The sequence below is a fragment of the Ornithinimicrobium sediminis genome (assembly GCF_021272345.1).
Classification (GTDB): domain Bacteria; phylum Actinomycetota; class Actinomycetes; order Actinomycetales; family Dermatophilaceae; genus Ornithinicoccus; species Ornithinicoccus sediminis_B.
This window is the reverse complement of the sequence record NZ_JAJSDQ010000002.1, coordinates 248,615-275,086: the sequence shown is the minus strand read 5'-3', so window position 1 is coordinate 275,086 and position 26,472 is coordinate 248,615. Positions and strand designations below refer to the sequence as shown.

At 72.7% G+C, this 26,472-nt stretch carries 25 protein-coding genes and 1 tRNA gene; 10 read left to right on the top strand and 16 right to left on the bottom strand.

The window, feature by feature from the left end; translation table 11 throughout:
• Positions 1 to 9: 9 nt before the first annotated feature.
• Genes LVO85_RS05725 through LVO85_RS05705 form a run of 5 tightly spaced genes read left to right on the top strand, consistent with a single transcriptional unit; the run spans position 10 to position 4,704 of the window.
• A complete protein-coding gene (locus tag LVO85_RS05725; protein WP_232746446.1) occupies positions 10 to 843 on the top strand; it encodes an SOS response-associated peptidase in 834 nt (277 codons plus the stop codon).
• The gene (locus LVO85_RS05720) at positions 840 to 1,565 is read left to right on the top strand and encodes an alpha/beta hydrolase family protein (RefSeq protein WP_232746445.1); all 726 of its coding nucleotides are present in this window, start codon (positions 840 to 842) and stop codon (positions 1,563 to 1,565) included. Before LVO85_RS05725 ends, LVO85_RS05720 begins: the two co-directional genes overlap by 4 nt.
• The gene (gene aroA, locus LVO85_RS05715) at positions 1,562 to 2,860 is read left to right on the top strand and encodes a 3-phosphoshikimate 1-carboxyvinyltransferase (protein WP_232746444.1); all 1,299 of its coding nucleotides are present in this window, start codon (positions 1,562 to 1,564) and stop codon (positions 2,858 to 2,860) included. The genes LVO85_RS05720 and aroA overlap by 4 nt, the downstream gene beginning before the upstream one ends.
• Positions 2,857 to 3,870, top strand: coding sequence for a ribosome small subunit-dependent GTPase A (gene rsgA, locus LVO85_RS05710; RefSeq protein WP_232746845.1), 1,014 nt, complete (start codon positions 2,857 to 2,859; stop codon positions 3,868 to 3,870). Before aroA ends, rsgA begins: the two co-directional genes overlap by 4 nt.
• Before the next feature lie 33 nt (positions 3,871 to 3,903).
• Positions 3,904 to 4,704 carry an inositol monophosphatase family protein gene (locus LVO85_RS05705; protein ID WP_232746443.1) on the top strand — a complete coding sequence of 267 codons (801 nt, stop codon included), beginning with the start codon at positions 3,904 to 3,906 and terminating at the stop codon, positions 4,702 to 4,704.
• A gap of 29 nt (positions 4,705 to 4,733) precedes the next feature.
• On the opposite strand, the gene LVO85_RS05700 is transcribed toward LVO85_RS05705, so the two are convergent.
• The 6 genes from LVO85_RS05700 to LVO85_RS05675 form a co-directional block, all read right to left on the bottom strand.
• Complete coding sequence (locus LVO85_RS05700; protein WP_232746442.1) at positions 4,734 to 6,071, bottom strand: M16 family metallopeptidase; 1,338 nt, start codon at positions 6,069 to 6,071, stop codon at positions 4,734 to 4,736.
• A 20-nt stretch (positions 6,072 to 6,091) separates the two neighbouring features.
• A complete protein-coding gene (locus tag LVO85_RS05695; protein ID WP_232746441.1) occupies positions 6,092 to 7,384 on the bottom strand; it encodes a M16 family metallopeptidase in 1,293 nt (430 codons plus the stop codon).
• Positions 7,385 to 7,443: 59 nt separating this feature from the next.
• Positions 7,444 to 8,865, bottom strand: a complete 1,422-nt coding sequence (locus LVO85_RS05690; protein ID WP_232746440.1) for an NAD(P)/FAD-dependent oxidoreductase — start codon at positions 8,863 to 8,865, stop codon at positions 7,444 to 7,446.
• A 65-nt stretch (positions 8,866 to 8,930) separates the two neighbouring features.
• Positions 8,931 to 10,430: a multicopper oxidase family protein gene (locus tag LVO85_RS05685; protein ID WP_232746439.1), complete on the bottom strand. Its 1,500-nt coding sequence runs from the start codon at positions 10,428 to 10,430 to the stop codon at positions 8,931 to 8,933.
• A complete protein-coding gene (locus tag LVO85_RS05680) occupies positions 10,430 to 10,672 on the bottom strand; it encodes an SHOCT domain-containing protein (protein WP_232746438.1) in 243 nt (80 codons plus the stop codon). The genes LVO85_RS05685 and LVO85_RS05680 overlap by 1 nt, the downstream gene beginning before the upstream one ends.
• A gap of 45 nt (positions 10,673 to 10,717) precedes the next feature.
• Positions 10,718 to 10,900, bottom strand: coding sequence for a hypothetical protein (locus LVO85_RS05675; protein ID WP_232746437.1), 183 nt, complete (start codon positions 10,898 to 10,900; stop codon positions 10,718 to 10,720).
• Positions 10,901 to 11,389: 489 nt separating this feature from the next.
• Here LVO85_RS05675 and LVO85_RS05670 point away from each other — a divergent pair, with 489 nt between their 5' ends.
• Positions 11,390 to 12,361, top strand: coding sequence for an ATP-grasp domain-containing protein (locus LVO85_RS05670; RefSeq protein WP_232746436.1), 972 nt, complete (start codon positions 11,390 to 11,392; stop codon positions 12,359 to 12,361).
• 44 nt (positions 12,362 to 12,405) lie between these two features.
• Here LVO85_RS05670 and LVO85_RS05665 read toward each other — a convergent pair.
• Positions 12,406 to 12,482, bottom strand: a tRNA-Met gene (locus LVO85_RS05665).
• Between the two features lie 84 nt (positions 12,483 to 12,566).
• Positions 12,567 to 15,779 carry a UPF0182 family membrane protein gene (locus LVO85_RS05660; RefSeq protein WP_269813036.1) on the bottom strand — a complete coding sequence of 1,071 codons (3,213 nt, stop codon included), beginning with the start codon at positions 15,777 to 15,779 and terminating at the stop codon, positions 12,567 to 12,569.
• A 157-nt stretch (positions 15,780 to 15,936) separates the two neighbouring features.
• Between LVO85_RS05660 and LVO85_RS05655 the strand changes: the two genes are divergently transcribed.
• Positions 15,937 to 16,482, top strand: a complete 546-nt coding sequence (locus tag LVO85_RS05655; protein WP_232746434.1) for a PPA1309 family protein — start codon at positions 15,937 to 15,939, stop codon at positions 16,480 to 16,482.
• 7 nt (positions 16,483 to 16,489) lie between these two features.
• Here the strand turns inward: LVO85_RS05655 and LVO85_RS16955 are convergent, their stop codons facing one another.
• The 3 genes from LVO85_RS16955 to LVO85_RS05640 form a co-directional block, all read right to left on the bottom strand.
• Positions 16,490 to 17,578 (bottom strand): YlbL family protein, encoded by a 1,089-nt coding sequence (locus LVO85_RS16955; protein ID WP_232746433.1) that lies wholly within the window; start codon positions 17,576 to 17,578, stop codon positions 16,490 to 16,492.
• Positions 17,575 to 18,006: a molybdenum cofactor biosynthesis protein MoaE gene (locus LVO85_RS05645; protein ID WP_232746432.1), complete on the bottom strand. Its 432-nt coding sequence runs from the start codon at positions 18,004 to 18,006 to the stop codon at positions 17,575 to 17,577. The genes LVO85_RS16955 and LVO85_RS05645 overlap by 4 nt, the downstream gene beginning before the upstream one ends.
• A 68-nt stretch (positions 18,007 to 18,074) precedes the next feature.
• Positions 18,075 to 19,175 carry an NAD-dependent epimerase/dehydratase family protein gene (locus tag LVO85_RS05640; protein ID WP_232746431.1) on the bottom strand — a complete coding sequence of 367 codons (1,101 nt, stop codon included), beginning with the start codon at positions 19,173 to 19,175 and terminating at the stop codon, positions 18,075 to 18,077.
• An 87-nt stretch (positions 19,176 to 19,262) separates the two neighbouring features.
• Between LVO85_RS05640 and LVO85_RS05635 the strand changes: the two genes are divergently transcribed.
• Positions 19,263 to 20,663, top strand: a complete 1,401-nt coding sequence (locus tag LVO85_RS05635) for a zinc-dependent metalloprotease (RefSeq protein ID WP_232746430.1) — start codon at positions 19,263 to 19,265, stop codon at positions 20,661 to 20,663.
• A gap of 34 nt (positions 20,664 to 20,697) precedes the next feature.
• Here the strand turns inward: LVO85_RS05635 and LVO85_RS05630 are convergent, their stop codons facing one another.
• Positions 20,698 to 21,264: a M48 metallopeptidase family protein gene (locus tag LVO85_RS05630; RefSeq protein ID WP_232746429.1), complete on the bottom strand. Its 567-nt coding sequence runs from the start codon at positions 21,262 to 21,264 to the stop codon at positions 20,698 to 20,700.
• Between the two features lie 190 nt (positions 21,265 to 21,454).
• Here LVO85_RS05630 and LVO85_RS05625 point away from each other — a divergent pair, with 190 nt between their 5' ends.
• Positions 21,455 to 21,628 carry a DUF5679 domain-containing protein gene (locus LVO85_RS05625; RefSeq protein ID WP_232746428.1) on the top strand — a complete coding sequence of 58 codons (174 nt, stop codon included), beginning with the start codon at positions 21,455 to 21,457 and terminating at the stop codon, positions 21,626 to 21,628.
• 114 nt (positions 21,629 to 21,742) lie between these two features.
• The gene (locus LVO85_RS05620; RefSeq protein ID WP_232746427.1) at positions 21,743 to 22,702 is read left to right on the top strand and encodes a hypothetical protein; all 960 of its coding nucleotides are present in this window, start codon (positions 21,743 to 21,745) and stop codon (positions 22,700 to 22,702) included.
• Here LVO85_RS05620 and LVO85_RS05615 read toward each other — a convergent pair.
• The 4 genes from LVO85_RS05615 to nudC all read right to left on the bottom strand — a co-directional run bounded on the left by LVO85_RS05615 (position 22,624) and on the right by nudC (position 26,427).
• Positions 22,624 to 22,878, bottom strand: coding sequence for a WhiB family transcriptional regulator (locus LVO85_RS05615; RefSeq protein ID WP_456299707.1), 255 nt, complete (start codon positions 22,876 to 22,878; stop codon positions 22,624 to 22,626). The two genes, LVO85_RS05620 and LVO85_RS05615, sit on opposite strands and share 79 nt — an antisense overlap.
• Before the next feature lie 225 nt (positions 22,879 to 23,103).
• A complete protein-coding gene (locus tag LVO85_RS05610) occupies positions 23,104 to 23,277 on the bottom strand; it encodes a hypothetical protein (protein WP_232746425.1) in 174 nt (57 codons plus the stop codon).
• A 97-nt stretch (positions 23,278 to 23,374) separates the two neighbouring features.
• On the bottom strand, positions 23,375 to 25,468 hold the full coding sequence (locus LVO85_RS05605) for an ATP-dependent DNA helicase UvrD2 (protein WP_408637678.1): 2,094 nt from the start codon (positions 25,466 to 25,468) through the stop codon (positions 23,375 to 23,377).
• The gene (gene nudC / locus LVO85_RS05600; RefSeq protein ID WP_232746423.1) at positions 25,462 to 26,427 is read right to left on the bottom strand and encodes an NAD(+) diphosphatase; all 966 of its coding nucleotides are present in this window, start codon (positions 26,425 to 26,427) and stop codon (positions 25,462 to 25,464) included. The genes LVO85_RS05605 and nudC overlap by 7 nt, the downstream gene beginning before the upstream one ends.
• Positions 26,428 to 26,472 lie beyond the last annotated feature (45 nt).

The window sequence follows — 26,472 nt, the reverse complement described above, 5'->3', positions numbered from 1 at the left end:
TCTGCTCTGATGTGCGGGAGGTATGCCGCGAGCGCGCAGCCCGACGAGCTGGTGGAGCTCTTCGAGGTCGAGCTCGACGGCACGGGAGAGCCCACACGCAGTGTCCTGGTCAACCCCCAGGACCCTCCCCCTGCCACGCCCGACTACAACATGGCACCGTCCAAGCAGGCGCAGGTGGTGCTGGAACGAGCAGGGCGTGACCCTGCCGACGACGCCGTCCGTCGCCAGCTCCGGCTGCTCACCTGGGGCCTCGTCCCCTCCTGGGCCAAGGACGCCCGCACCGGAGTGCGGATGACCAACGCCCGTGCCGAGACGCTGCTGGACAAGCCCGCCTACCGTCGCGCCGCGACCTCCCGCCGGTGCCTGGTCCCCGCATCCGGGTGGTACGAGTGGCAGGCGTCCCCGGTGGCCGTCGACGCACGCGGCCGCCCGCGCAAGCAGCCCTTCTTCGTCCGCCGCCACGACGACGACGTGCTGGCGATGGCCGGGCTGTACGAGTTCTGGCGGGACCCCGCGACCGCACCGGAGGACCCGCTCGGCTGGCTGGTGACCTTCACGGTGGTGACCACCGCGGCCGAGCCCGGCCTGGACCGCATCCACGACCGGCAGCCCGCCGTCCTGGACCGGGACCGCTGGGACGCCTGGCTCGACCCGGGCCTGACCGACCCCGACGCCGTCGCCGACCTGCTCAGCGCCCCCGACAGCGCCAGGTTCCGGGCGTGGCCCGTGAGCCGGGCGGTGAACACCACGGCCCACAACGGGCCCCACCTGCTCACCCCGGTGCCCGACGAGGACCTGGTCGGCGTCGTCGACCCCGCGACCGGCGAGGTGCTCGGAGCGTGACCGGCCGGGCACGGGGGCGACGCGTCGACACGCCGCAGGGGCCGGCAGAGGTCCGGCTGCACCGTGCCGAGGGGCCGGGCGGCGGCACCCTCGTGCTGGGTCACGGCGCGGGAGCGGGAGTCGAGACGGCCGACCTGCAGGCGCTCGTCGGGCTGGTCTCCAGCGGGTGGACGGTGGCTCTGGTGCAACAGCCCTGGCGGGTCGCCGGACGCCGGGTCGCCACCTCGGCGCCCACCCTGGACGCCGCGACGACGGCTGTGCTCTCGACGCTGCGTCACGGCCGGTGGCGTGTGCCCGAGCCGGTCGTCCTGGGTGGACGCAGTGCCGGTGCCCGGGTCGCCTGCCGGCTGGCCGGCGCCGTCGGTGCGGCCGGTGTGGTGGCGCTGGCCTTCCCGCTGTATCCACCCGGCCGGCCGGAGAGGTCGCGCGCCGACGAGCTGCTCGCCCCGGTCCGCGACGGCATACCGACCCTCGTCGTGCAGGGAGCCCGTGACCCCTTCGGCGGACCGCGCGAGATCCGCTCGGTCCTCGCCGGTCGTGCGGCCCGCGTGGTCGAGGTGCCCGGCGACCACGGGCCCACACGCGACCTGCCCACCCTGCGCGACGCCGTCAGCGACTTCCTGGACGGACTACGGTTGTCGCCTGCCGCGGGCCCCTCGGGACGGGCTCAGGAGCCGGACACCGACGAGCACCCGCCACCGACCAGGAGCACACACGTATGACGTCCCCGCAGAGCGCCGCGGCATGGGCCGCCCCGGCCACCCGTGACCCGGTGCACGGGACGGTCCGCGTCCCCGGCAGCAAGTCGCTCACCAACCGCTACCTCGTGCTCGCCGCGGTCGCCGCAGGCCCCACGACGCTGCACCGTCCACTCGTCTCGCGGGACACGCTGCTGATGGTCGGCGCCCTGCGGCAGCTGGGCGTCACGCTGGACCGTGGGGACGACAGCACCTGGGTCCTCACCCCGCCGGCGCGGCTGCGCGGCGGCGGTGACGTCGACTGCGGCCTGGCGGGCACCGTGATGCGGTTCGTGCCCCCGGTGGCCGCCCTGGCCGAAGGCCCGGTGCGCTTCGACGGTGACGCCGCCGCCCGCACCCGTCCGGTCGCCCAGCTCGTCGGTGCCCTGCGCGACCTGGGCGTCGTCGTCGACGCCGGGGGCGACGACGACCCTCGTCTGCCGTTCACCGTCGCCGGCTCCGGCTCCGTCACCGGCGGCAGGGTCGTCATCGACGCGTCCGCCAGCTCCCAGTTCGTCTCCGCCCTCCTGCTGGCCGGGGCTCGCTACGACCGAGGCCTCACGCTCGTGCACCGCGGGGAGGCCCTGCCGTCCCGGCCGCACATCGACATGACGCTGCAGGCACTCGCCACCGTGGGCGTCGTCGTGCACGAGGACGCCCAGGACACCTGGCACGTGGAGCCCGGGCCGGTGCAGGGCGTCGAGGTGACCATCGAGCCCGACCTGTCCTCGGCCGCCCCGTTCCTGGCCGTGGCCGCGGCGACCGGGGGACGTGTCACGGTGCCGGACTGGCCCGCGTCGACCACCCAGGCGGGCGACGCCATGCGTGAGCTGCTGAGCCGGATGGGGGCCGCGGTGACGCTCGGGCCGGCGGGTCTCACGGTGACGGGCCCACCACGGGGCGAGCTGCGGGGTCTGGACCACGACCTGGGCGACGTCGGCGAGCTCACACCCGTGGTCGCCGCGCTGTGCGCCCTCGCCTCGTCACCCTCCCGGCTGCGTGGTGTCGCCCATCTGCGGGGTCACGAGACCGACCGGCTGGCGGCCCTGGAGACCGAGCTCGGCCGCATCGGTGCCGACGTGACGCAGACCCACGACGGGCTGGTGGTCCGGCCCGGGCGCCTGCGGGCCGCGACCCTGCAGACCTACCACGACCACCGCATGGCGATGGCGGCCTGCCTGCTCGGCGCCCTCGTCCCGGGCACCCGGGTGGTCGACGTGGCCACCACCGGCAAGACCTTCCCCGGCTTCGCCGAGACGTGGGCCGGGCTGGTGGGCTGACCGTGGGGCGCTACGACCACTACGACGAGGACTCGGTGCGGGTGCGGCCGGCACGGCGGAGCCGGCCTCGCACCAAGGACCGCCCCGCCCACAGCGATGCGGAGGTCGCCATGGTGGTGGCCGTCGACCGCGGCCGCTACACGACACAGCTCGACGGTCGCCGGGTCGTCGCGATGCGGGCGCGCGAGGTCGGTCGCAGGCAGGTGGTGGTCGGAGACCGGGTCGCCATGGTGGGTGACCTGTCCGGCGACCCTGACACCCTGGCCCGCATCGTGCGTGTCGAGGAGCGCGACACCGTGCTCAGGCGCAGCGCGGACGACACCGACCGCGTCGAGCGGGTCATCGTGGCCAACGCCGACCAGCTGGTGGTCGTCACCGCCCTGGCCGACCCCGAACCGCGGCCCCGCATGATCGACCGTTGCCTGGTGGCCGCCTACGACGCCGGGCTGGACCCGCTGCTGGTCCTGACCAAGGCCGACCTGCAGGACCCCCGACCGCTGGTTCAGCAGTACGCCGCACTGGAGGTGCCCTACGTCGTCCTGGCTCTCGGACCGGACGGGCTGGACGGCGACCAGGCCGGCCTGGAGTCGCTGCACGAGCATCTCGACGGCCGGGTCAGCGTGCTCGTGGGCCACTCCGGCGTCGGCAAGTCGACCCTCGTCAACGCCCTGGTGCCGGACGCCGACCGCGCCGTGGGTGTGGTCAACCTCGTCACCGGGCGCGGCCGGCACACCAGCACCAGTGCCGTCGCCCTGCCACTGGCCGGTGACGGATGGGTGGTGGACACACCCGGGGTCCGCTCGTTCGGTCTGGGTCACGTGGACCCTTCCACCTTCGTCTCACACTTCCCGGACCTGGCCGACGGCATCGCCGGGTGCCCCCGCGGCTGCAGCCACGACGAGCCCGACTGTGCGCTCGACACCTGGGTCGAGCAGGGGCATGCCGGGCCCAACGGTCCGGCCCGCCTGGAGTCGCTGCGCCGGCTGCTGCGCAGCCGCACGGGCGAGTAGACGCACCACCCCGACGGGCCGCCGGATACGGTGATGCCCGTGGCCACCTTCGCTGACGACCTCCGGCTCGCCCATGTCCTCGCCGACGCGGTGGAGCGCTACACCCTCGAGATGTTCCACTCGGTGGACCTCCACGTCTCGCTCAAGGAGGACGGCTCCCTGGTGACCCAGGCCGACCGGCACACCGAGGAGCTCCTGCGACACCAGCTGGGGCGCACCCGCACCCGCGACGTGGTGCAGGGCGAGGAGCTGCCGACGACCGGGCACGGCCATCGCCGGTGGATCCTGGACCCCATCGACGGCACCACCAACTACATCCGGGGCGTCCCGGTCTGGGCCACCCTCATCGCGCTGGTGGTGGACGACGAGCCGGTGCTCGGCCTGGTGTCCGCACCGGCGCTGTCGCGGCGGTGGTGGGCCGCCGTCGGCTCAGGGGCCTGGACCGGCCGCACGCTCAGCAGCGCACGGGAGATCCAGGTCTCCGACACGACGGTCCTCGAGCACGCCTCCCTGTCGCACGCCGCCCTCGACAAGTGGTGGGACCACCCCCAGCACGCCGGCTTCCTCGCGCTCGCGGAACGCTGCTGGCGGACCCGCGGCTACGGCGACTTCTGGACGCACGTGCTGGTGGCCGAGGGCGCGGTGGACATCGGCGTCGACCCCAGCCTGGCTGTGCACGACATGGCGGCGCTGGCCCCCATCGTCTCCGAGGCCGGGGGTCGGTTCACCGACCTCGACGGCATCGACGGACCGTTCGGGCTGAGCGCTGTCTCCACCAACGGCATCCTGCACGAGGACACCCTGCAGACCCTCCGGATGGTCGGTGAGGGCTGAGCGCCGGCAGCACGCTCCGGCCGGTGACGTCAGCCGCGGACGACGGTGACCTCCCCGAAGCCGGTCGTGGCCAGGCCCTCGGCGTGGAGCGTCGCGTCACCCACGACGACCAGGGTCCACGCAGGACCGGCGCGGACCTCGTCCCACGCTGCCGCGACCCGGCTACGGTCGAGGGTGCGGACCTGCTCCACGGTGCTGGTGACCGTGTCGACGTCGAGGCCGTCCAGGCCCAGCCGCACCACCTGGTCGGCGACCGCGTCCGAGGTGGCGTAGCGACCCGGAGCCGTCTTCGCCACGAAGTCGGCGGCATGCCTGACCTCGTCGTCGGTGAGGTCGTCACCGGTGAAGGAGAGCACCTCCTGCAGCGCCGCCACCGCCTCCACGGTCGCGTCGGCGCGCACTGCGCCGCTGACGACGCACAGCCCGCCGCTGCGCCGCGGTCGGAAGCCGGCCCGGATGCCGTAGGTGTAGCCGAGACCCTCTCGGAGCACCGCGTCGATCCGCGCCTGTGGTGAGCCGCCCAGGAGGAAGGCCAGCACCTGGAAGGCGCCCCAGCCGTGGGGCGTCCGCCGGTCCGGCCCGGGACGGCCCAGGTAGAGCTCGGTCTGCGCCGCCCCCGGCCGGTCGACCAGGACGACACGACCGGCGTCCGGCGCCCGCGCCCCTGACGACGCACCCGGGCGGCGCTGTCCCTGAGTGGCGGACCACCGCCCCAGTGCCCGGTCCACGAGGTCGGCCGGCGCACCCGGCATGCCGTTGACGTCACCGGCCACCACGACGAAGGCGCGGTCGGGATGCACGTGCGCGGCATGGAAGGCCCGCACGTCCGTAGCACTCACCGCTCCCACCGTGTCAGCGGACCCGCCGGCGGGCCGGGCGGCACGGTCGGTGGCGTCGTAGTAGGAGCCGATGAACTCCAGCGCCGCGCGGGAGCCGGCGTCGGCCCGTTCGTGGGCGATGTCGGTCAGCCGGCTGCGCACGTGCCGGGCGACCTCGGGCTCTGGGAAGACCGGGTCGACCAGGCACTCGGCGAGCAGTCCCAGCGCTTCGGGGAACGAGCTCCCCGGCACCTCGAGCTCGACGACGAGCCCCCGTTCGCCGACGCCGGCCCCCAGGGCGATGCCCGCCCCCTCGATGCGCTGGGCCATCTGCTCCGCGTCGTGCGCGCGGGTGCCCTCGTCGAGCGTGCGTGCCATGACCAGCGCCACACCTTCCCTGTCCCGCGGCTCTGCGGTCAGGGTGAGCGGCACGGCGACCCTGACCGAGACGACGTGCTGACCCGGGAGGTCGACACACCGCACGCGGAGCCCGGAGGGCAGGACATGGTCGGCCACCTCCGGGAAGGCCCAGGCCGGTGGGGGTGTCACCGCGGGGCAGGGCCGCCGGCTCACCGTCCCCGCCCCGCGTCCGACGCACCCGGCCCGGCCCGGTAGGACAGCACGGTCCTGCTCTCCGGTGTGAGCCAGCGGCCTGCCACCCTGGCCACGTCCTCGGCCGTGACCCCACGGACCAGGTCGTGGTGCGCGTTCACGTAGCAGGCATCACCGTGGGTCGAGGCCGCGCGGGAGAGCAGCTCGGCCCGCTCGTCCGTCCCCGCCAGGGCCTCCAGGTAGGACCGTTCGGTCTGGGCCAGGGCTGCCCGCACCTGCTGGTCGCCGGGCCCGCGCCGGGCGAGGACCTGCAGCTCCTCGCAGACCGCGGCGTCGACCTCGGCGCCGCTGTGCCCGTCCTCGACGTCAGCGACCAGGTAGCCGAGGGAGGTGCCGTCCACCAGCCCCATGGCTCCCGCCCCGCAGCCGGAGACCGACTCCTCGCGACGCACCAGGCGCTGGTGCAGCGAGGACACCGCCAGCCCGGCCAGGACGTCCAGGGCGACCGTCGCGACGAGGAAGTCACGGTCGGTGACCGCAGGCAGCCGGAAGCAGGCGTAGACGCGCTCGGAGGGGACGTCGTCCACCACGGTCTCGTTCACGCCTCCGGCAGGCGGGAGCGGGTCGGTTGCAGGCATCCGTGGGACGGTCCGGTCCGCTGCATCCCCGAAGTAGCGCTCGGCCAGCTCGAAGGCCTCGTCGGGGTGCACGTCCCCCACCATCGTCAGCACGGTCGTGGAGGGCCCGTAGTGGTCCAGGTAGAAGCGGTGGACGTCCTGCAGCGTGGCGGCCCGGAGATCGGTCATGTCGCCGATGGGTGTGTGCCTGTATGGGTGTCCGTCAGGGAAGACGAGCCGGCACATCCGTTGGAACGCGTCGCCGTAGGGGTGGTTGTCGTAGCGCTCGCGCTTCTCCTCGAGCACGACGTCTCGCTGGTTGTCGAGGTTGCTCTGGGTGACCGCCGGCAGCAGGTCGGTGTGCCGGTCCGACTCCAGCCACAACGCGAGCTCCAGGGCGCCCGTCGGCATCGACGACAGGTAGGTCGTGCGGTCGAACGAGGTGGTGGCGTTGGCGTGGCCGCCGTGCCCCTGGAGTGCGCGGAAGTGCTCCCCCTCGGCCACCTGCGCCGAGCCCTCGAACATGAGGTGCTCGAACAGGTGCGCCAGGCCGGTGCGACCCGGCGACTCGTGGCGCGAGCCCACCTCCACCCACATGTTGAGGCTGACCCGCGGCACCAGATGGTCCTCGCTCACCACCACGCGCAGTCCGTTGTCCAGGGTGCGGGTGGCAACGGGGTAGGTCAGTGACACCTGTCCACTGTAGGTCGACGGCGCGCGCGGCCCTCGCGGTGCCCCCTCGGGGCCGGGGCTCAGCCCCCCTGGGGTCCGGGCTGCTCCGTCGCCGCGTCCGGGATGTCGCCGTCGGGCACCCCCGGACCGATCTTGCGCGCGGCCTTGTCCCGGATCTCACGGCCGGACGCCAGCATCGCCAGCCTGCCGAACACCTGCTGCTCGGTGATGGTGCGCTCCCCCCGCTCGCTGCCCAGCCAGGTCACGGCCCAGTGGATGAGTGTGGTCACCTGTGACTTGAACCCGATGATGTAGAAGAGGTGGACCACCAGCCACATCACCCATGCCGTGAAGCCGGTGACCCGGAGTGCGCCGACCTCGGCCACGGCCCGGAAGCGCGAGATCGTCGCCATGTTGCCCTTGTCGTTGTAGACGAAGTCGCGACGCTCGTGGTCACCGCGCAGGGCCCGCCGGATGTGGTCGGCGGCGTGACGCGCGCCCTGGATCGCGACCTGCGCCACGCCCGGCAGGTCGTCCAGGGCCATCATGTCGCCGACCACGAAGATCTCGGGGTGACCCGGCAGGCTGAGGTCGGACTGCACCGGCACCCGCCCTGCACGGTCGACCTCGACCCCGCACTGCTCGGCCACCATCCGGCCGAGCGGGCTGGCGCTCACCCCGGCGGCCCAGACCTTGGTGGCCGCTTCGATGCGGTGCTCGGCACCGGCGGCGTCCACGTAGTCCAGGCCGCTGCTGTCGAGGTCGACGACCTTGGCACCGAGGCGCACGTCCACCCCCAGCTCGCCGAGCTCGGCCCGGGTGCTGGCCTGCAGCTCGGGGTGGAAGGTCCCGAGCACCGCGTCCGCGGCGTCCAGCAGGACGATGCGGGCGTCGCGCGGGTCGATGTGTCGGAAGTCGCGTCGCAGCGTGCGGTGGGCCAGCTCGACCAGCTGCCCGACCATCTCCACCCCCGTCGGTCCGGCCCCGACCACGACGAAGGTCATCAACCGGTCGAGGGCCTCCTGGTTGCCCCTGGCCGCAGCCACCTCCGCCAGCTCGAAGGCACCGTAGATGCGGCCGCGCAGCTCGAGCGCGTCGTCGATGCTCTTCATGCCCGGTGCGTTGCGGGCGAAGTCGTCGTTGCCGAAGTAGGACTGCTCGGCTCCGGCCGCGAGGACGAGGTAGTCGTAGTCGTAGTCCAGCTCGATCCCGAGCGTGGTGGCCGTGATCCGCCGGGACTCCACGTCGATCGCGGTGACGTCACCGAGCACGACCTCCACGTTGTCCTGCTTGGCGAGCACCTCACGCGTGGCCGGGGCGATGGCGCCCGGGGAGAGGATGCCGGTCGCGACCTGGTAGAGCAGAGGCTGGAAGAGATGATGCGTGGTCCTCGCGAGCATCGTGATGTCGACCTCGGCCCGCTCGAGTGCCTGGGCAGCGAACAGGCCACCGAAACCGGAGCCGACGATGACCACGCGAGGGCGTCCGGGAGTGGTGTCCATGACCCGACGATAGTGGCCAGGAGCCGCAGCGCTCATGCCGAAGGGGCCCCGGCGCGCCGGGCGCACTAGGGCTGCGCCTCGATGACCCCCATCATCCCCAGGTCCTCGTGGTCGAGGATGTGGCAGTGGTAGACGGTGCGTCCTGGGATGTCCTCGAAGGCGATGCGGACGGTGACCTCCGAGCGCGCCGGCACGTTGACGACATCCAGCCAGAGCGGGTCGCGGACCTCGCCGTCCGCGTCGCGGACCACCTGCATCGGCCAGACGTGCAGATGGAACGGGTGGTCCATCGGGCTGTCGTTGCGGACCGTCCACTCCTCCACGGTCCCCAGACCCACCTGCTGGTCGGTGCGGTCCGCGTCGAACTCGCGCCCGTCGATGGTGAACGCCATGCCGGGCCCGCCGCCCGGGCCGCGGCCACCCCCGGGCCCTCCCATCGCGAACGTCAGCGTGCGGCTGCCGTCCACCGGCGATCCGCGCAGGTCCCGCGGCCCGGGGCGGGACGGCGGGGAGTCCGGCTGCTCGACGGACTCCCCGGAGCCCTCCAGCACCACGAGGCCCATGGTGCCTCCGCCGCCGGGGCGGGAGCCCTGCATCATGCCCATGCCACCGCGGTCGACCGGGTCGGTCATCAGCGCCCCCTCGCCCGGAGCCACGGTCACCAGCAGCTCGGCCCTGTTCCCCGGTGCCAGCAGCAGGCCCTCTCCGAGGTCGTGGGGTGTTCCGAGCACCCCGATGTCACGTCCGAGGACCTGCGCGTCGTGGTCCCCGGCCATCCGCAGCGACAGGAAGCGGGACGTGCAGGCGTTCACGACGCGCCAGTGCTCGCGCTCACCCGGCCGGGCGGCGAGCCGGGGCTCGACCTGGCCGTTGACCAGGAGGAGGTCGCCCTCGCGCCCCGCCATCCGGTCCATCATCGAGGCCTGGACGACCCTGCCGTCCGAGCCGAGGGCGATGTCGCCGACGACGAGGAGCCGCTCCCTGCTCGCCTCCACCGGGGAGGGGCCCTCCACCACGATCGCCCCGTAGAGGCCCCCGAAGAGCTGGTCCGCCACGGTGCCGTGATGGTGCGGGTGGTACCAGTAGGTCCCGGGTGGGTGGTCACCGGGCAGGACGTACTCGTAGTCGAAGGAGTCCCCCGGCGCGACCATGAGGAAGACGTTGTCGCTGTTGCCTTCCGGCGAGACGTGCAGACCGTGCACGTGCAGGTTGGTCGGCTCGTCGAGGCCGTTCGCCAGGCGGAGCCGGATCGTGTCACCGGGCCGCACCCGCAGCGTCGGGCCCGGCACCGCACCGTTGAAGGTCAGGGTCGTGGCCTCCCGCCCGGCGAGCCGGTGCGTCGTCATGGCGGCGTCGAGCTGCAGCTCCAGCACGCCGTCCTGGCTGCGCAGGACCTCCGGCTCGACGACCTCGCCGCCCTCCACGGGCGAGAGCCCACTGTCCGTCCCGGAGACCTCGGTGTCCGGAACGAGCCATCGCTGCGAGAGGCCGACGGCGCCGAGCGCGACCGAGGCTGCCCCCGCTCCCCCCAGGACGAGGACCCCACGGCGGCTGACCGGCTGCATCAGTCCTCCTCCAGCGCGCGCACCCGCTCGCGGTACTCCTCCGTGGTCAGCTCACCCCCGGCATACCGCTCGTCCAGCCGTTGCCGTGCCGCACTGCGGGCTGCGTTCCGGCGGCCGGAGGAGCCGACCCCGCCCACCAGCACCCACACCACCAGGACCACCAGGAGCACGATCCCGACCATCACCAGCAGACCCCACAGGCCCATCCAGCCCATTCCGTTCCAACCCATGCCGTTCCACATACGGGCCTCCTCGTCCTCAGGCTACGCCTTGCACGGGCTCTGTCGTCAGTCGCCGAGCCCGGCGACGCTACGGCCACCATCCACCGAGTGCAGGTTGCCTGTCCCGGTCACCACGAGCACGTCGGGGTCACCGGTGCCGGACGCGACCCAAGTGAAGGCCTGGATGTCCGTCCTGACCTCATCCCGCACCTCCCACGTGCTCGCGTCGTCCGTCGGGACCGCTGACACGCAGCTACCCGTCGAAGCCGACGACATGCCCTGGTTGAGGCGGAGAGTGCGTGGAAGCCGGAGTCCCCCACCCGTGACAGGAGCCCGTGCCCCCGAGGCCACCAGTCGTCGTGGTCCGACCACCGCGAACCCCGTGCGGTCGATCTGCGGTCCCACGCGCTCAGTGTCGTCGGCGCCGTCGTGGTACAGGCCGTCGTGCGCCACGACGTGGACCGTGCCGTCAGCGGGGTCGACGCCGACGCTGCTGCCGTGGCAGCGGAAGTCCGGTGGCACTCGAGTCCGCGACCGCGGGCTGCCGGTCCGTGTCGCGATCGGAGCACGCCGCCACGGCAGGCCCCAGCGCGATCGTGACGACCAGGAGAGCACAGGCTCGCGACGTCTTCATGCGGTGAAGGCCACGCCGGGTCGAACGCGACAGGGCGGGCTCCCTGCGGGAACAGCGCTTGGACGTTCGCCGTTGCCGCCACCGTCCCCCACGAGAGGTATGCCGTGAGCGCCCCCCGGATCTACGCCCTGCACGAGAACCCCGAGTGGTTCCCACCGTTCGCCCGGGCGTTCGCCGCCGAGGGCCTGCCCTACGAGGAGTGGGTGCTGACCGAGGGCACTGTCGACCTGGACTCCGCACCTCCGGAAGGAGTGTTCTGGTCGCGCATCAGCGCCTCGGCGCACACCCGCGACCACGGGCTGTCCAAGGACTACACGCGCGCCGTCCTGTCCTGGCTGGAGGCGCATGGTCGGCGCACCGTCAACGGCCGGCGCGTGCTGGAGCTGGAGATGAGCAAGGTCGACCAGCTCGCGCAGCTGCGTGCTGTGGGGATCGAGACTCCCCGCACCGTGGCCGCGGTGGGACGCGAGCAGATACTGCGCGCGGCACGCCGGGTCGCTCCTCCGTTCGTCACCAAGCACAACCAGGGCGGTAAGGGTCTGGGAGTGCGCCGCTTCGACTCCTTCGACGAGCTCGCGGCCCACGTCGGCTCGGAGGACTTCGAGGCGTCGCCGGACGGCGTCACCCTCGTCCAGGAGTTCGTCGTGGCCGCCGAACCGACGATCACCCGTGCGGAGATCGTCGCCGGGGAGCTCGTCTACGCGATCAGCGCCGACACCGCTCGGGGCGGGTTCCAGCTGTGTCCCGCGGACGCCTGCGCCGTCGACCCCGCCACCGGGCAGCCGGTGATGCCGCCCGGCGCGACGATCGCCCCTGAGCCCGGGCAGGAGCTCTTCAGCCTGCGCGAGGGCTTCGAGCACCCCGTCATCGACCGCTACCTGGAGTTCACCCGCCGTGTCGGGCTCGAGGTGTGCGGCATCGAGTTCATCGAGTCCGCCGACGGGCGGCTGCTGACCTACGACGTCAACACCAACACCAACTACAACGCCGCCGTCGAGGCCGTCGCCCCCAGGTCGGCGCCTCGGGCCCTCGCCCAGCACCTCGGGCGGCTCCTGCAGGAGTGCGTCTCCCGGTGACACGGAGAAGGCCCCCAGGGTCTCCCTGGGGGCCTTCTCCAACGTGGTAGCGGGGGCAGGATTTGAACCTGCGACCTCCGGGTTATGAGCCCGGCGAGCTACCGAGCTGCTCCACCCCGCGTCGGTGTCACCACCATACGTCAGGCCCCGCAGCCCCACCAAATCGGTGCGGCGCGGGGCCTGACGTGGCCGTCCCAGCCTGGCTTCAGGGGGCCTGCGTCTCCTCTGCACTGTCCTCTGCAGGGGGGTCCAGCTCGACCGAACCGCCCTCGGGTGCGGCCGCCACGGCCCGCTCGATGGCCTCGGCCAGCCGGTCCTGGGCCTCCGCATAGGCTGCGAGGTCGCCGTCGCGCAGGGCTGCCTGGCCCTCGTCGTAGGCCGCCTGGATGTCGGCCAGCGCCTCGGCGAGGTCGCCTGCCGGCTCCTCCTCCTCCGGCGGAGGAGCGGTCGAGTCGGCGCCGTCTCCCTCACCTTCGGCGTCCGGGTCGAGCACCGGGTCGTCCTCGGGGTCGATGGGAGTGTCCGTGCCCGTGCCCGAGTCCGGAGCCGTGGCCCCCGAGTCGCCGCCGTAGAGCTCGTCCAGCGCACCGTCCAGGGTGTCCGACCAGGCCAGGTCGTTGCCGAAGGCCACCACGACCAGCCGCTGCAGCGGGTAGGACGACCCGCTGCGCGCGCTCACGTAGATCGGCTCGACATAGAGCAGCCCACCACCCACCGGCAGCGTGAGCAGGTTGCCGAGGTCGACCGTCGACCCCGCCTGGCGGTTCAGGCTCAGGAACTGCGAGAGCGTCTGGGTGAACGCCTCGGAGTTGGCGTTCGAGCTCTCGATGTCGTTCTGGAACTGGCCTGGCCCTCGCACGGTCGAGTCACGCGGCAGCTCGAGGATGCGCAGCTGGCCGTAGTCCTCCCGGCGCATCCCGTCCTCGGAGCCTGCGTCCGCGTCGGCCGCCATGTAGCCGACCAGGTTCTGCCGGTCCTCACCACGTGGGATGAAGTTGGTCGTCAGGGAGAAGGTCGGCGCGTCCTGCCCGGGCATCTCGATGCTCAGGTAGTAGGGCGGCATGTCGACGTCGATCTCGCCCCCGGCGCTGGGGTCCTCGGAGACCCGCCAGAAGTCCTGCCCGCCGAAGAACGCCTCGGCCGACTGCACGTGGTAGCTCGACATGATCTCGCGCTGCACCTTGAACAGGTCCTCGGGGTAGCGCAGGTGGCTCATGAGCTCACCGTCGATCTCGCTGAGCGGCTGCACCGTGTTGTCGAAGGCCTGCGACCAGGCCATCAGCAGCGGGTCCTCCTCGTCCCAGGCGTACAGCTCGACGCTGCCGTCGTAGGCGTCCACGGTGGCCTTGACCGAGTTGCGGATGTAGTTGACCCTGCCCGCGCCGATGGACCGCACGTTGCCGGCCTGGGCCACCAGGGAGTCGGTGGTCACCGACTCGAGCTCGGCCAGCTGGGAGTAGGGGTAACGGTCCGACGTCGTGTAGCCGTCCACGATCCACGTGATCCGCCCACCCACCACGGCGGGATACGGGTTGCCGTCCAGCCGCAGCCACGGCGCCACCCGCTCGACCCGCTCCCGGGGCTCCCGGTGGTCGAGGATCCGCGACTCGGAGTTCACACCGTCCGAGAGCAGGATCTCCAGCTGTCGGTACTTCAGGGCGTAGGCCACCTGGCGGGGCAGGGAGCCGATCGGCACGCCGCCCTCGCCGCTGTACGTGTTCCGGGTCTCCCCCGTGTCGCTGTCGCTGTCGGGGAAGTCGAGCTCGCGCGGTGTCGCCCCTTCGGGCGCGCCGACGATGGAGTAGGTCGGGGAGTACTCCCCGAAGTAGATCCGCGGCTCGTAGTCGCCGAGCGCGCCCACCGGCGGGATGTTGCGCTCGAAGAAGATGGGCTCCCCCTCGGTCGAGCGGCGGTTGCCGTAGGCCGCCACGGCGCCGAAGCCGTGTGTGTAGACGGTGTGGTCGTTGACCCAGTTGCGCTGGGCCTCCGGAAGGCCGCTGAGCCGGATCTCGCGCAGTGCGATCACCGTGTCCACCAGCTCGCCGTTCACGTCGTAGCGGTCCACGTCGAGAGCCTCGGGGAACTGGTAGTAGCTGCGGACACCCTGCAGCTGCCGGAAGGTCGGCGAGACGATGGAGGGGTCCACGATGCGGATGCCGGGGATGGTCGCCGCGTCGTCGCGCAGCTGGCCGCGAGTCGCCTCGACCTCCTCGTTGCCGTACGGGATGAACTCCGCCTCGTCGATGCCGTACGCGGTGGTGGTGGCGTCGATGTTGCGCTGGATGTACGGCTCCTCCAGGATCGCCTCGGAGGGGCGGACCCGCAGCGACTGGATGAGGGCCGGGTAGGCACCGCCCACGAGCAGCGCGACGACGACGAGGCCGACGAGGCCGACGATGGGCAGTCGCCAGGTGCGGGTCCAGATGGTGCTGACGAAGAAGGCCGCACAGAGCAGGGCCGCCACGGCCAGGACACCGCGGGTGGGCAGCACCGCGTTGACGTCGGTGTAGTTCATGCCTGTGATCCGTGGGTGGCTGCTGGTGGTGAGCCCGTACCGCTCCAGCCAGTACCCGGCGGCACGCACGGCCACCAGGGCCGCGAAGAGCAGGGCCAGGTGGATGCGGGCGGCCGGGGTGGTCTTGTCCCCCGGACCCTGCAGCTGGACGCCGCCGTAGACGTAGTGCGTCAGCACGGCACCGAGGGCGGACACACCGAGCGCGAGCGTGGCGAAGCCGACCAGGAAGTCGAGGAAGGGCAACGTGAACACGAAGAAGCCGACGTCCATGCCGAACTGGTCGTCCTGCACGCCGAACGGCTGTCGGTTGAGCCACAGCAGCACGGTCTGCCACTGCGCGAGCGCGGCCGCGCCTGCGAACAGGCCCAGCACCACCGGGACGGCGACGAAGACGAGCTTGCGGACCGGCTCCAGCGCCGCGCGGTAGCGGTCCAGGTTGGCCTGCTCCGGGCTGCTGGGAGCGTAGATGGGCCGGTTGCGGTAGGCCAGCCACAGCGAGGACCACACGAGTAGCCCGGTGACCAGACCAGCGAGCAGGAACAGGCCGACCTGGGTGAGCAGGCGTGTGGTGATGACGTCCCGGTAGCCGACGGACTCGAACCACAGGAACTCGGTCCACAGCTGGGCGACCCACGTGATGCCGGCGAGCACCGCGACCACGATGGCGATCGTCGGACCGAGACGTCCGCCCCCGCCGCGCCGCGGCGGGGCAGGCCGGCGCGGCCCTGAGGGGCCTCCCCCTCCCGGCCCGGGGACTGGGCCCCCACCGGGCACTCCCGCGGCGCCGAAGGCGCTCGTCGGGTCCTGGGGCTGCTCCGGACCCGCCGGTCCCCCACCCCCGGTGCTGTCACGTCCGAGGTCGTCGTCCCGACCATCCTCGTCGCGGGGCTCTGGCCCGTCCATCTGACTCACTGCAGACCTGCTCCTGTGCCATGGGCCGACCTCACCGCGAGGGTGTGCGCCGGGTGCGTGCGTGGGTGCTCAACCTAACCGACGTTCCTGACAGACAGGTGAGCGCATCGCCTGGGAGACCGGCGGTCCGTGGTGAGACCATGCCGGGGTGTCCTCACCGAACCAGCCCGACCGCACGTCCGCTGCCCTGCACCCGCTCACGGCGGCCGCCGCCGACACCGAACGCCACGTGGCGCGCGCCGGGTGGGACCAGCCACCGCGTATGTTCGCCCTGGTGCGCAACGCGCTCCTGCTCGAGCGGGAGCCGAGCATGGCCGAGCAGCTGCGGGAGGCCGAGCCCGCGGGCTACACCGCCGTGGAGCAGGACGGCCTGCCGCGCACCACCGACCTCGAGTCGCTGCTGGCACGCGTCGGGTGGCCCGAGGAGGTCGCCGGCGTCGCCCTGGCGGTCGAGCGGATCGTGGTGCCGCCCGACGCCGAGCGCGACCTGCCCAGGAGCCGCGACGAGGCCACCGAGCAGCTCGCCGCCCACCCGGACCGCAAGGACGTGCGGCTGCTGGTCGCGGTCACCCGGGACGGCGGCTCCGTCTGCCTGCTGCGCCAGCGCGACCACGACGACGACGACGCGGTCGCCGTCGGTCAGGACATCGCGCCCGGGCTGGTGCACGCCCTCCGGGTCACCCTCGAGGACTGAGCGCCGGCTACGCGGCGTCCGCGCAGGTGGGCACCTCCACCTCGGCTCCCTCACCGAGCGCCTCGACGAGCTCGAGCGCCTGGTCGAAGGTCTCGATGCGGGCCACGGTCAGCCCCTCCGGCTCGTGGCCCAGGACCTCGGGACAGTTGGCGGCCGGCGCGAGGAAGTAGTCGGCTCCCGCCCGGTCGGCTCCCACCAGCTTCTGCTGGATCCCTCCGATGGGCCCGACCTCCCCCAAGGAGTTGATGGTCCCTGTCCCGGCGAAGTCCAGGCCTCCGGTGAGCTCGCCCGGGGTGATCGTGTCGTAGAGGGCCAGGCTGAACATCAGGCCGGCCGACGGTCCTCCGACGTTGCCCGCGTCGATGGTGACCTCGTAGGGCAGGTCGAAGTCGGACCGGATGTAGACCCCGATGACGGTGCGGCCCTCGTCCTCGCCGGTGGGGACCTCGATCGTCTGCTCCTCGCCGTCCCGCACCAGCCTGAACGGCACGTCGGTGCCGGGCTCGAAGTCCTGCAGGATGTCGCGCACGTCGTCGGGGTTGGCGACGTCCCTGCCGTCGACCTGACGGATCTCGTCGTTGACCCGCAGCACCCCGTCAGCAGGAGCGTCGACGATCACCTGTGCCACCTTGACCTGTTCGGGGACGCTCTCACCGACGGCCCGCAGCGCCACGACCGCCGCCTCCTGCTGCGAGTTCTGCATGAGGGCGACGTTCTGCTCCCGGATCTGGTCTGCGGTCGCGTCGGGAGGGAAGACGTCGGCCTCGTCCGCGACGGTGGTGGAGGGGTCGAGGTAGGACGTCAGCCAGTCCCAGGCCGTCACAGGGAAGCGTGGGCCACCGGACACCGTGACCGTGGTGAAGTCGAGGCGTCCTGTCGTGGGGAAGGTCTCGACGTCCTCGATGGAGACCACCGGTCTGCCGTCGACCTCGCCCAGGGTGTCGTAGACCGGGCCGGGACGGTAGATCACCTTGGGCACCTCGACGAGGTTGAGCAGAGCCACCACGGACACCGTGGCGACGACGAGCAGCAGCGCGATCGCGGCCCTGGCCGAGACCCCGGTGTGCTCCGGACGGGAGAGAGGGGTCTCGGTCACAGTCCGACCCACTGCTGCTCGCCGTCCTGGAAAAGCTGGTGCTTCCAGATGGGCACCTGCGCCTTCAGCTCCTCGATGAGCGCACGGCCGGCCTCGAAGGCCTCCGCACGGTGCTCGGCGGAGACCACGCAGACCACCGCCAGGTCACCCACGGCGAGTGCGCCCTGACGGTGCACGGCGGCGACCCCGCATACGCCGTCTCGCCCGGCCACACGGTCGACGGTCGCGGCCAGGACCTCCTGGGCCTGTGGGTGCGCGGTGTAGTCCAGGCGCTGCACTCCGGCACGCCCGTCGTCGTGGTCCCGGACGACGCCGATGAAGGCCACGACGGCTCCCGCGCGAGAGTGCTGCACCACCTCGAGGGCAGCATCGACGGACAGCGGCTCGGACTGCACGGCCGCCCAGGTCGTCTCACTGCGCACGGTCATCGGGCCATCATCCACGATCTCTCCTGGGCGGTCGCTGGGAATGCGGGACGGCGACCAGGGCCGACGGCTCAGCCGCGCTTGCGACGCCGTCGCATGATCGCTGCCGTGGCGGCCACGGCCACCGCCGCGCTGGCTGCCCCGGCGGCACCGATGGCGGCATCACGACGCTCCACGCGCCGGGCCATCACCGCGTGCCGGCCCCGGACCGTCTCCAGCAGGATGCTGAGACAGGTGGAGTTGTCGTAGGCGGGGTACCACCCGTGCTGGCTCAACGCGGTCGGCGCGACCACCCAGGGGAAGGAGACGTAGGCCAGGTCGCTGGAGGGCACCGGGATGACGCCGAGGCGGTGCAGCCGCTCGGCGGCTCCCTCGGCCGAGGCCGGCGAGAGCTCCACCCTGCGCAGGCCGGAGATCTCCTCCACCTCATCCTGGGTGAGACTGCCCCAGGCACCGACGGCGACCGCGTCGGCGAGCTCCTCACGCACCACGACGGAGACGGCGGTCGCGAGGTCCTCCACGTGGCAGAACTGCCAGGCCGGCACGCGTCCGCGCAACGTCAGCAGGCGCGGCGCCTCGAAGTGCCTGGAGACCATCGTGTCGAGGCCGGGTCCGACGAGCGCGGCAGGTCGCACCGAGGTGACCAGCAGGCCCGGGTGCACCTGTCGGGCGACCTGCAGCAGCTCCTCGACCTCGACGAGGTCGGCCACGATGCCCTCGGTGTCGTCGGCCCGCAGAGGGGAGTCCTCCGGCAGAGGGACGGGGTTGTCCTCCCGGGCGCCGTAGACCATGGCGCTGGTGACGACGACCAGGTGGGCCACACCCGCGGCGGCCGCCGCCGTCGTCAGCGTCTGGACCTCCCGGATGAGCCGGGCCCGTCGTGTGGACGGCTGCTCGGCCAGCGCAGCCTCGAGATCGGCGTCGTAGGCCAGGTGGACCAGGGCGTCGATGTCGCCGAGCGCGCCGACCACCGACGGTGACGTGATGTCCGTGAGGCGCCAGTCGACATCCCCGGCGGTGCCGCTGCGCTGGTCCAGACCGACGACGCGCTCACCCCCGCTGGCCAGAGCACTCGCCAGTGCGGATCCCACCGCCGAGGTGGCCCGGGTGACCGCGACCCGCTGCGGTCCGACGCGTCGCCGGGAGCGGACCGGACTGGGCTGGGAACTCACAGGCCCTCCTTGTGGTTGTCTGGTGGGAGACCATCCTGTCAGCACGGACACGCCGATGCACCACCCGATGTGGAAGGAACCCCAGCCGTGTCGCACCCCGAGCACAGCCCGGACGACCAGCCCGACGACGACCCGCTGTCCGCGATCTTCGGTGGGCAGGTCCCTCCGGAGATGCGTGAGGCCCTGGAGTCGATGGGCCTGACCAACCTGGACCCCGCCATGGTCCGACAGATGCAGGCCCAGGTCCAGGCCATGATGAGCACCTCCGACGACAGTGCGATCCACGAGGACCTGGCGAGGGACACCGCACGCGGGGTCGTCGCGCAGCAGGGTGACACGTCGTTGTCCGACCGCACCCGCAGCGACGTCGAGCAGGTGGTGCAGGTCGCGACCCTGTGGCTGGACGCCGTCACGGACTTCCCACCCCCGCAGGGCCGGGGCACGGCGCTGAGCAGGGCCGAGTGGGTCGAGCAGACGCTGCCGCTGTGGCGCACCCTGACGACCCCGGTGGCCGAGGGAGTGCGCGCGGCGCTGACCTCGGCGATGCAGCAACAGCTCAAGGACCTGGGCGAGGGCGACATGCCTGTCGAGATCCCCGGGTTGCCTCCGGGCGTGAACCCAGCAGCGGTCATGGGACAGATGGAGCCCATGATGCGCCGGATGAGCGGCGCCATGTTCGGGGCACAGGTCGGTCAGGCGGTCGGGACGCTCGCGGGCGAGATCGTGAGCGGCACCGAGGTGGGTCTCCCGCTCATGCCCGACGAGACCGTCGCCATGCTCCCGAGCAACGTCGCGGCGTTCGCCGAGGGACTGGAGGTGGATGCCGGTGAGGTCCACCTGTACCTGGCGGTGCGCGAGGCGGCCCGCGTGCGGCTCTTCGCCGGGGTGCCCTGGCTTGGCCCCCAGCTGCTGACCGCGGTGCAGGACTATGCGCGCGACATCCGCATCGACACCGAGGCCATCGAGCAGGCGGTGCGCTCGGCCGACCCGAGTGACCCCGAGGCGATGCAGCAGGCGCTCTCGGGGTCGATGTTCTCGCCGGAGCCGAGCCCCGCCCAGCAGTCGGCCCTCAGCCGTCTGGAGACCTACCTCGCCCTCGTCGAGGGCTGGGTCGATGTCGTCAGCGAGCGCGCCAGCTCGGCTCACCTGCCTCATGCCGCGGCCCTGTCCGAAGCGGTCCGCCGGCGCCGGGCCACCGGTGGCCCGGCCGAGAAGGTCTTCGCGTCGCTGGTCGGCCTGGAGCTGCGGCCACGACGGCTGCGGGACGCCGCCAACCTGTGGTCCGCCCTGGAGTCGGCACACGGAAGCCACGCCCGGGACGAGGCATGGGCCCATCCTGACGTGGCTCCCACCGCGGCCGACCTCGACGACCCACTGGGGTTCGTGGACCGACGCAGTGCCGCTGCGTCGTCGGAGACCTCCCTGGACGACGAGCTGGAGGCTCTGCTGCGCGACGAGGGGGAAGCCGGCCCGTCGGGCCGCGCCTGACCGCCGAGCCCGGAGGTGCCCAGGAAGGTCGGCCTCAGTCCCGGCCGTCCGGGCCCTCCGCGGCGGTGGCCCCACCCCGTGCCCATGCCGCCCCGGAAAGGAAGGCCTGGGCCTCGGCGTAGCGCGGGTAGCGGCTGACCCAGGCGTGGAAGGCCGCAGAGTGGTCGGGCACGAGCAGGTGGGCCAGCTCGTGCACGAGCACCGCGTCGACCACCCAGGAGGGCATCTGCTCCAGGGCGTCGGAGAGGCGGATGGTCCGCGAGCCGACCGAGCACGACCCCCACCTGCGGCCCTGGTTCGTGACCCACCGCACGGACACCGGGTCGGCCCGCCCCTCGAGGTAGGTCTCGGAGAGACCGCGGGCCCGCCCCAGCAGGTCCTGGGTAGCGAGCCGGAGCCGTCGACGGGAGCGCTGCAGGCGGGCGACGAGTTCCTCGACGTGACGCTCCTCCTCTGCCGGGGTCAGCCCGCTCGGCATCAGCACGACCACCCGGTCGGCCTCCACCCGCGCGCTCACCGTGCGCCGTCGGCGGGCGCTGCGACGGATCTCGATCCGCTCCGGGACGGTAGGGCCCCCGTCGATGCCGCTCTGCTCGCTCACAGGAGGCACGCTAGCCCGCAGCGCCGACACGGGTCCCGTGGCCGCAGCTCGCTCCGACACGCCAACGGCCCGACCCGCCACGCAACGTGGCGAGAACCCGCAGGTCGTCTAGGGTGGTCCAACAAAGCAGGGCCCGCGCGCCCGCTCACTGCCGGGTGCGTGCACCCGGCCCGGACCCAGGAGGCACCCCATGGCTGAAGGCACCGAGACCTACGCAGGCGAGTTCTACTGCGTGAAGTGCAAGGAGAAGCGCGAGGCAGAGGGCCGCGTCGTCGAGACCAACGGCCGCAGGATGGCCAAGGGGGTCTGCCCCGTCTGCGGCACCAACCTGAACCGCATCCTGGGCAAGGCTGCCAGCGCCTGAGCCACCCCGTGACACCGCCGTAGGGCGGGACCGGCCACGTGTGCCGGCCCCGCCCTACGGCCGTCCTGTGGACGGTCACCGTCGAGCGACGGGCCGAGGTGACACGCTGGCGACATGTCCCAGACAGCTGCTCGCCGCACCGGCCCCGCGGGGAGCCCCCGTCCCGTCGACCCTCAGGCGGTGGCCGCCGCTGAGGGTCTGCGACCGCTCGTGACTCCGCTGCGCAGAGGTGCCGGCGAGGTGCAGTTCGGGACCGCGCCGGGCAGCGGCGTGGTGCTCGCCGGCCTGACGGAAGCGGAGTCGGCCTGGCTCCTCTCGCTCCGTCCGGGCCGCACCTCCCGGCCCCCGGGCGCCGGTGTCGCCTGGGGACTGGACCCGGTGCGGGTGACCGCGCTGGCCGACCTGCTGCGCGCCCACGGTCTGGCCGACGTCGACCGGTCCCCGTCGGCCCGTGAGGGCCGCAGCGTCGCGGTGCTCGGCCGTGGTCCCCTGCACGACCAGGTGTGCGGCCAGGTCCGGAGGGCGGGGGTCCCACAGGTCACTTCTGCGCTGGACCCCGAGGACCCTCCCGACCTCGCCGTGCTGCTCGCGGCCGAGGCGGTCGCACCCCACGAGGCGAGGTCCTGGGCAGCGTCCGGCGTCCCGCACCTGCCCCTGGTCGTGTCCGGGCGTCGCGCCGTGGTCGGACCCCTCGTCGGCAGGTCGGGTGCTCCCTGTCTGCACTGCCTGGACCTCAGCCGCCGGGACCTGGACCCTGCCTGGCCCTGGCTGTTGAGCCAGCTCCTGGCTTCGGACCGGCATGCCCAGGTCGGTCTCTCGGTCGATCCGGCACTGGCCACCACCGTCGCCGGACTGGTCGGGATCCTCGTCCAAGGGCACCTCGACGGCATACCCGTGCCGGCGGGGGTCACCTGGGAGGTGGCACTGCCCTCCCCCACGGTGACCGCCCGCCGGTGGAGCCGACACCCGCGCTGCCCCTGCGCGCAGGAGACGGGTCAGGCTGCCACGTCGTTCTTGCGTGGCCGCCCCCTGGGGCGCTTGCGGGCGACGACCACTCCCGAGAGCACGAGCTGACCGCCCCAGACGCCCCATGGCTCGGCACGCTCGAGGGCACCGGCCAGACACTGCTGACGGATCGGGCAGTCGGTGCACAGGGCCTTGGCCGCCTCCACCTGTTCGGGCAGCTCGGCGAACCACAGGTCCGCGGGGTGCTCATGGCAGGGCAGGCTCGCGGCGGGCCGGAGGCCCACCCGGTCGAGAGTCGCTGCGTGAGTCGACACGCTGGGTCCTTCCTGGTCTGCGGGGGGTGGTGCTGGAGGGCGGTGCAGGTCGGTCATCGGGGTTCTTCCGTGTGCTGGAGGATCCGCCGGATGCCGCCGCACCGCCCCTGTGCGGGGCCCGTGGGCAGACACATCGGCCGCGGATCCGGTCCTGGTGGGGACGGGGCCGCGGCCGGGGCTGAGGACGTCAGAGGGTCATGAGGTCCGTGAGCCGCACAGGCCGGAGGCCACGTCGGGGGCAAGGTGGGCGAACAGCGCGCGAGGTCGCTTGGGCAGGGTGAACCCCTGCGCGGAAACGACGGGTGCACCGCTCGGCACGACGCCGACCGTGGTGATGATGAGCTTCATCGTCTCCGCCTCCTCTCGCATGGCAGCTGCTGCCCCACCGCCGACGCCTTCTCGGACACGACCTGTGGGACGGACGACGAACAAACTACGCCCCCCTCGGCCCGTGGCGCAACGCCTTTTACTGCGACACCTCTCCCGGGACCTCCTCGGCGAGGATCGACAGCACCTCGTCCCCGTAGAGGTCGAGCTTGCGCGGCCCGACACCCGAGATGCCGGCAAGGTCACCGTGGGAGCCCGGCCTGCGCTCCGCGATGGCGGTGAGCGTCGCGTCGGTGAACACCACGAAGGCGGGCACCTTGGCGTCCGTGGCTGTCTGCAGCCGCCAGGCACGGAGGCGCTCGAAGGTGGCCTCGTCGTAGGACGGCGGACAGTCCGAGCACCGCCCGACCTTGCGCTCCGCGGCAGCGGCGAGCTCGGTGCCGCAGACCCGGCACACCCTCGGCACCGGCGCCGACCTCGAGGCCCTGGAGCGTGGGCGCGGCGTGGAGGCCGCCGACGCACCGAGCACGGAGGCCGCGGGCGCGAGGAAGCGTGAGATCTTGCGCGTGCCCCGCCCTCCGGCCCCGCGGCCGGCCGCCCAGCTCAGCCGGAGCTCCCGTCGGGCCCGTGTCAGGCCGACATAGAGCAGCCGCCGCTCCTCCTCGACCCGCTCCGCGGAGTCGGCCATCGAGATGGGGAGCAGCCCCTCGCTGCACCCGACCACGAAGACCGTGTCCCACTCGAGCCCCTTGGCCGCGTGCAGGGAGGCCAAGGTGACCCCCTGCACCGCGGGCGCGTGCTGCTCGCTGGCACGCCGGTCGAGCTCGGTCACGAGCTCGCGCAGCCCGGCGCTCGGTTCCACCTTCGCCAGGTCGTCAGCGAGGTGGCACAGTGCCTGCAGCGACTCCCACCGCTCCCGGGTGGCACCTCCGCGCGAGAGCGGCTCCTGCGTCCAGCCCGCACCGCCCAGCACGTCCCTGACACGGTCGCCGAGTGGCATACCTCCGTCGTCACCGCGCACCTGGCCCCGCAGGAGCAGCACGGCCTGGCGGACCTCGGTGCGCGAGAAGAAGCGCTCCCCTCCACGCACCAGGTAAGGGACCCCTGCCTGGGACAGCGCACTCTCGACCGCCTCGGACTGGGCGTTGGTCCGGAAGAGCACCGCGACCGAGGCGGGGGGCACTCCCCCGTCGACGATCTCACGCACGGCCGAGGCGACCCCCCGTGCCTCCGCCTCGTCGTCGGGGTATGCGGTGAGCCTCGGCTCGGGGCCGGGGTCCTGCTGGGAGCGCAGCCGACCGGATCCACCGGGGAGGACGAGGTTGGCCAGGTGCACCACCTGGGGGGTGCTGCGGTAGTTGCGGACCAGGTGCACGGTGCGCGCGCCGGGGTGCCGGGCTGCGAACCCGCGCAGATGGTCGGCAGACGCGCCGGTGAAGGAGTAGATCGTCTGGGCGGGGTCGCCCACCACACAGACGTCCTCGCGCTCACCCACCCAGAGGTCCAGCAGCTGCTGCTGCAGCGGGTTCACGTCCTGGTACTCGTCGACCACGAAGTGCCGGTACTGCTGGCGTACCGCCTGTGCGACCTGGGGGTGCTCGGCCAGGACGCCCACCATGAGCAGCAGCACGTCCTCGAAGTCGATGACATGCCTCTCGGCGGTCACCTCCTGGTAGGTCTGCATGAGCCGGGCGAAGGCCGTGCCGTCCAGCCCGGCGGGCCTGCGGTCCTGCTCGCGCGCGACGCGAGGGTAGTCCTCCGCGGTGAGCAGGCTCACCTTGGCCCACTCCACCTCGGCCGCGACGTCCCGCAGCTCGGTGCGGTCCAGGCCCAGCCGAAGCCGGCCCGCGGCCTCGGCGATGGCCGGCGCCTTGTGTGCGAGCACCTCCGGAGGTGGTCCCCCGACGGCCTGGGGCCAGAAGAAGTGCAGCTGACGCAGGGCAGCGGCGTGGAAGGTCCGTGCCTGGACACCAGGCACACCCAGGGACCGCAGACGTGTGCGCATCTCGCCCGCAGCGCGGGCCGTGAACGTCACAGCGAGCACCCGGGGGGCCTGCAGCGCACCCGTCCGCACGCCGTAGGCGATGCGGTGCGTGATGGCCCGGGTCTTGCCCGTGCCCGCACCGGCCAGCACCACCATCGGCCCCAGCGGGTGGGCGGCGACCTCTCGCTGCTCGGGGTCGAGGTCCTGCAGCACCTCCTCAGGGCTGCCGGGTGCCGCAGCACTCACGATGCGTCGCGACCACGGAACGGCCCCGCGGGCTCCGCGAGCTGCTCGATCGGGCCGCCGTTCCAGTCCTCGATCAGGCGTCGGGCGATGGACACCCGTGGAGGCAGCGCCACCCGGCCCGAGCGCACCGACCAGCCGAGCTCCCCGCGGGCGAACCACGCGGCCTCCGCGATCTCCCGTTCGTCCAGGACGAGCTCCTCCTCCAGGGTGCGCGCGGTGAAGCCGACCATGAGGGAGGCGGGGAAGGGCCACGGCTGGTTGCCGCGGTAGGTCACGTCGCGCACCGTGAGGCCGACCTCCTCGCGCACCTCGCGGGCCACGGCAGCCTCGAGCGACTCGCCCGCCTCGACGAAGCCCGCGAGCACCGACATACGACCCTCGGGCCAGTGCGGCCCACGCGCCAGCAGGATCCTGTCCTGGGTGTCCGTGACCGCGACGATCACGGCGGTGTCCGTGCGGGGGTGGTGCTCGGAGCCGTCGTTATCGCAGAACCGGACCCAGCCCCCCTGGGCGGGCGTCGTCTCGGCCCCGCACCGTGGGCAGCGAGGGTGGCGGGCGTGCCAGTTGGCGAGGGCGACCGCACTGGTGAGGATGCCGGCGTCGGTCGCCCCCAGCTCGGCACCTGCCTCCCGCAGGTTGCGCCACCCCTTGGCGCGGGCGTCGGGTCGCTCCGGGTCGGCGTCGGCCCGGACGACGGCGATATGGTCCCGTTCCTGGTCGTCACGCCCCAGGTAGAGCGTCAGACGGCCGGCGTCGGCGACCTCGGGCGCCCGGGGCACCAGCCGGAGAAGGCCGTCCACCCTGCAGGTGCGGACCTTGCCCTCGACGAGGTCGTAGACACGTGTGCCCGAACGCCCGAGGGCCTGCCTGACCAGCTCGGTGTCCCGACGGGCGTTGCCGACACGGTCGAGGGTGCCCCGCGCGAGCGAGAGGTCGAACAAGGTCTCGTCCGCGTTGCTCACACCATCACTCTAAGACCGATCCGGACCGCCAGCGGCCTCGCCTGC

Coding starts and splice junctions, on each gene's coding strand:
- LVO85_RS05725 (WP_232746446.1), top strand. CDS start 10: ATGTGCGGGAGGTATGCCGCGAGCGCGCAGCCCGACGAGCTGGTGGAG.
- aroA (WP_232746444.1), top strand. CDS start 1,562: ATGACGTCCCCGCAGAGCGCCGCGGCATGGGCCGCCCCGGCCACCCGT.
- LVO85_RS05705 (WP_232746443.1), top strand. CDS start 3,904: ATGCCCGTGGCCACCTTCGCTGACGACCTCCGGCTCGCCCATGTCCTC.
- LVO85_RS05690 (WP_232746440.1), bottom strand. CDS start 8,865: ATGGACACCACTCCCGGACGCCCTCGCGTGGTCATCGTCGGCTCCGGT.
- LVO85_RS05685 (WP_232746439.1), bottom strand. CDS start 10,430: ATGCAGCCGGTCAGCCGCCGTGGGGTCCTCGTCCTGGGGGGAGCGGGG.
- LVO85_RS05680 (WP_232746438.1), bottom strand. CDS start 10,672: ATGTGGAACGGCATGGGTTGGAACGGAATGGGCTGGATGGGCCTGTGG.
- LVO85_RS05660 (WP_269813036.1), bottom strand. CDS start 15,779: ATGGACGGGCCAGAGCCCCGCGACGAGGATGGTCGGGACGACGACCTC.
- LVO85_RS05645 (WP_232746432.1), bottom strand. CDS start 18,006: ATGACCGTGCGCAGTGAGACGACCTGGGCGGCCGTGCAGTCCGAGCCG.
- LVO85_RS05625 (WP_232746428.1), top strand. CDS start 21,455: ATGGCTGAAGGCACCGAGACCTACGCAGGCGAGTTCTACTGCGTGAAG.
- LVO85_RS05620 (WP_232746427.1), top strand. CDS start 21,743: ATGTCCCAGACAGCTGCTCGCCGCACCGGCCCCGCGGGGAGCCCCCGT.
- LVO85_RS05610 (WP_232746425.1), bottom strand. CDS start 23,277: ATGCGAGAGGAGGCGGAGACGATGAAGCTCATCATCACCACGGTCGGC.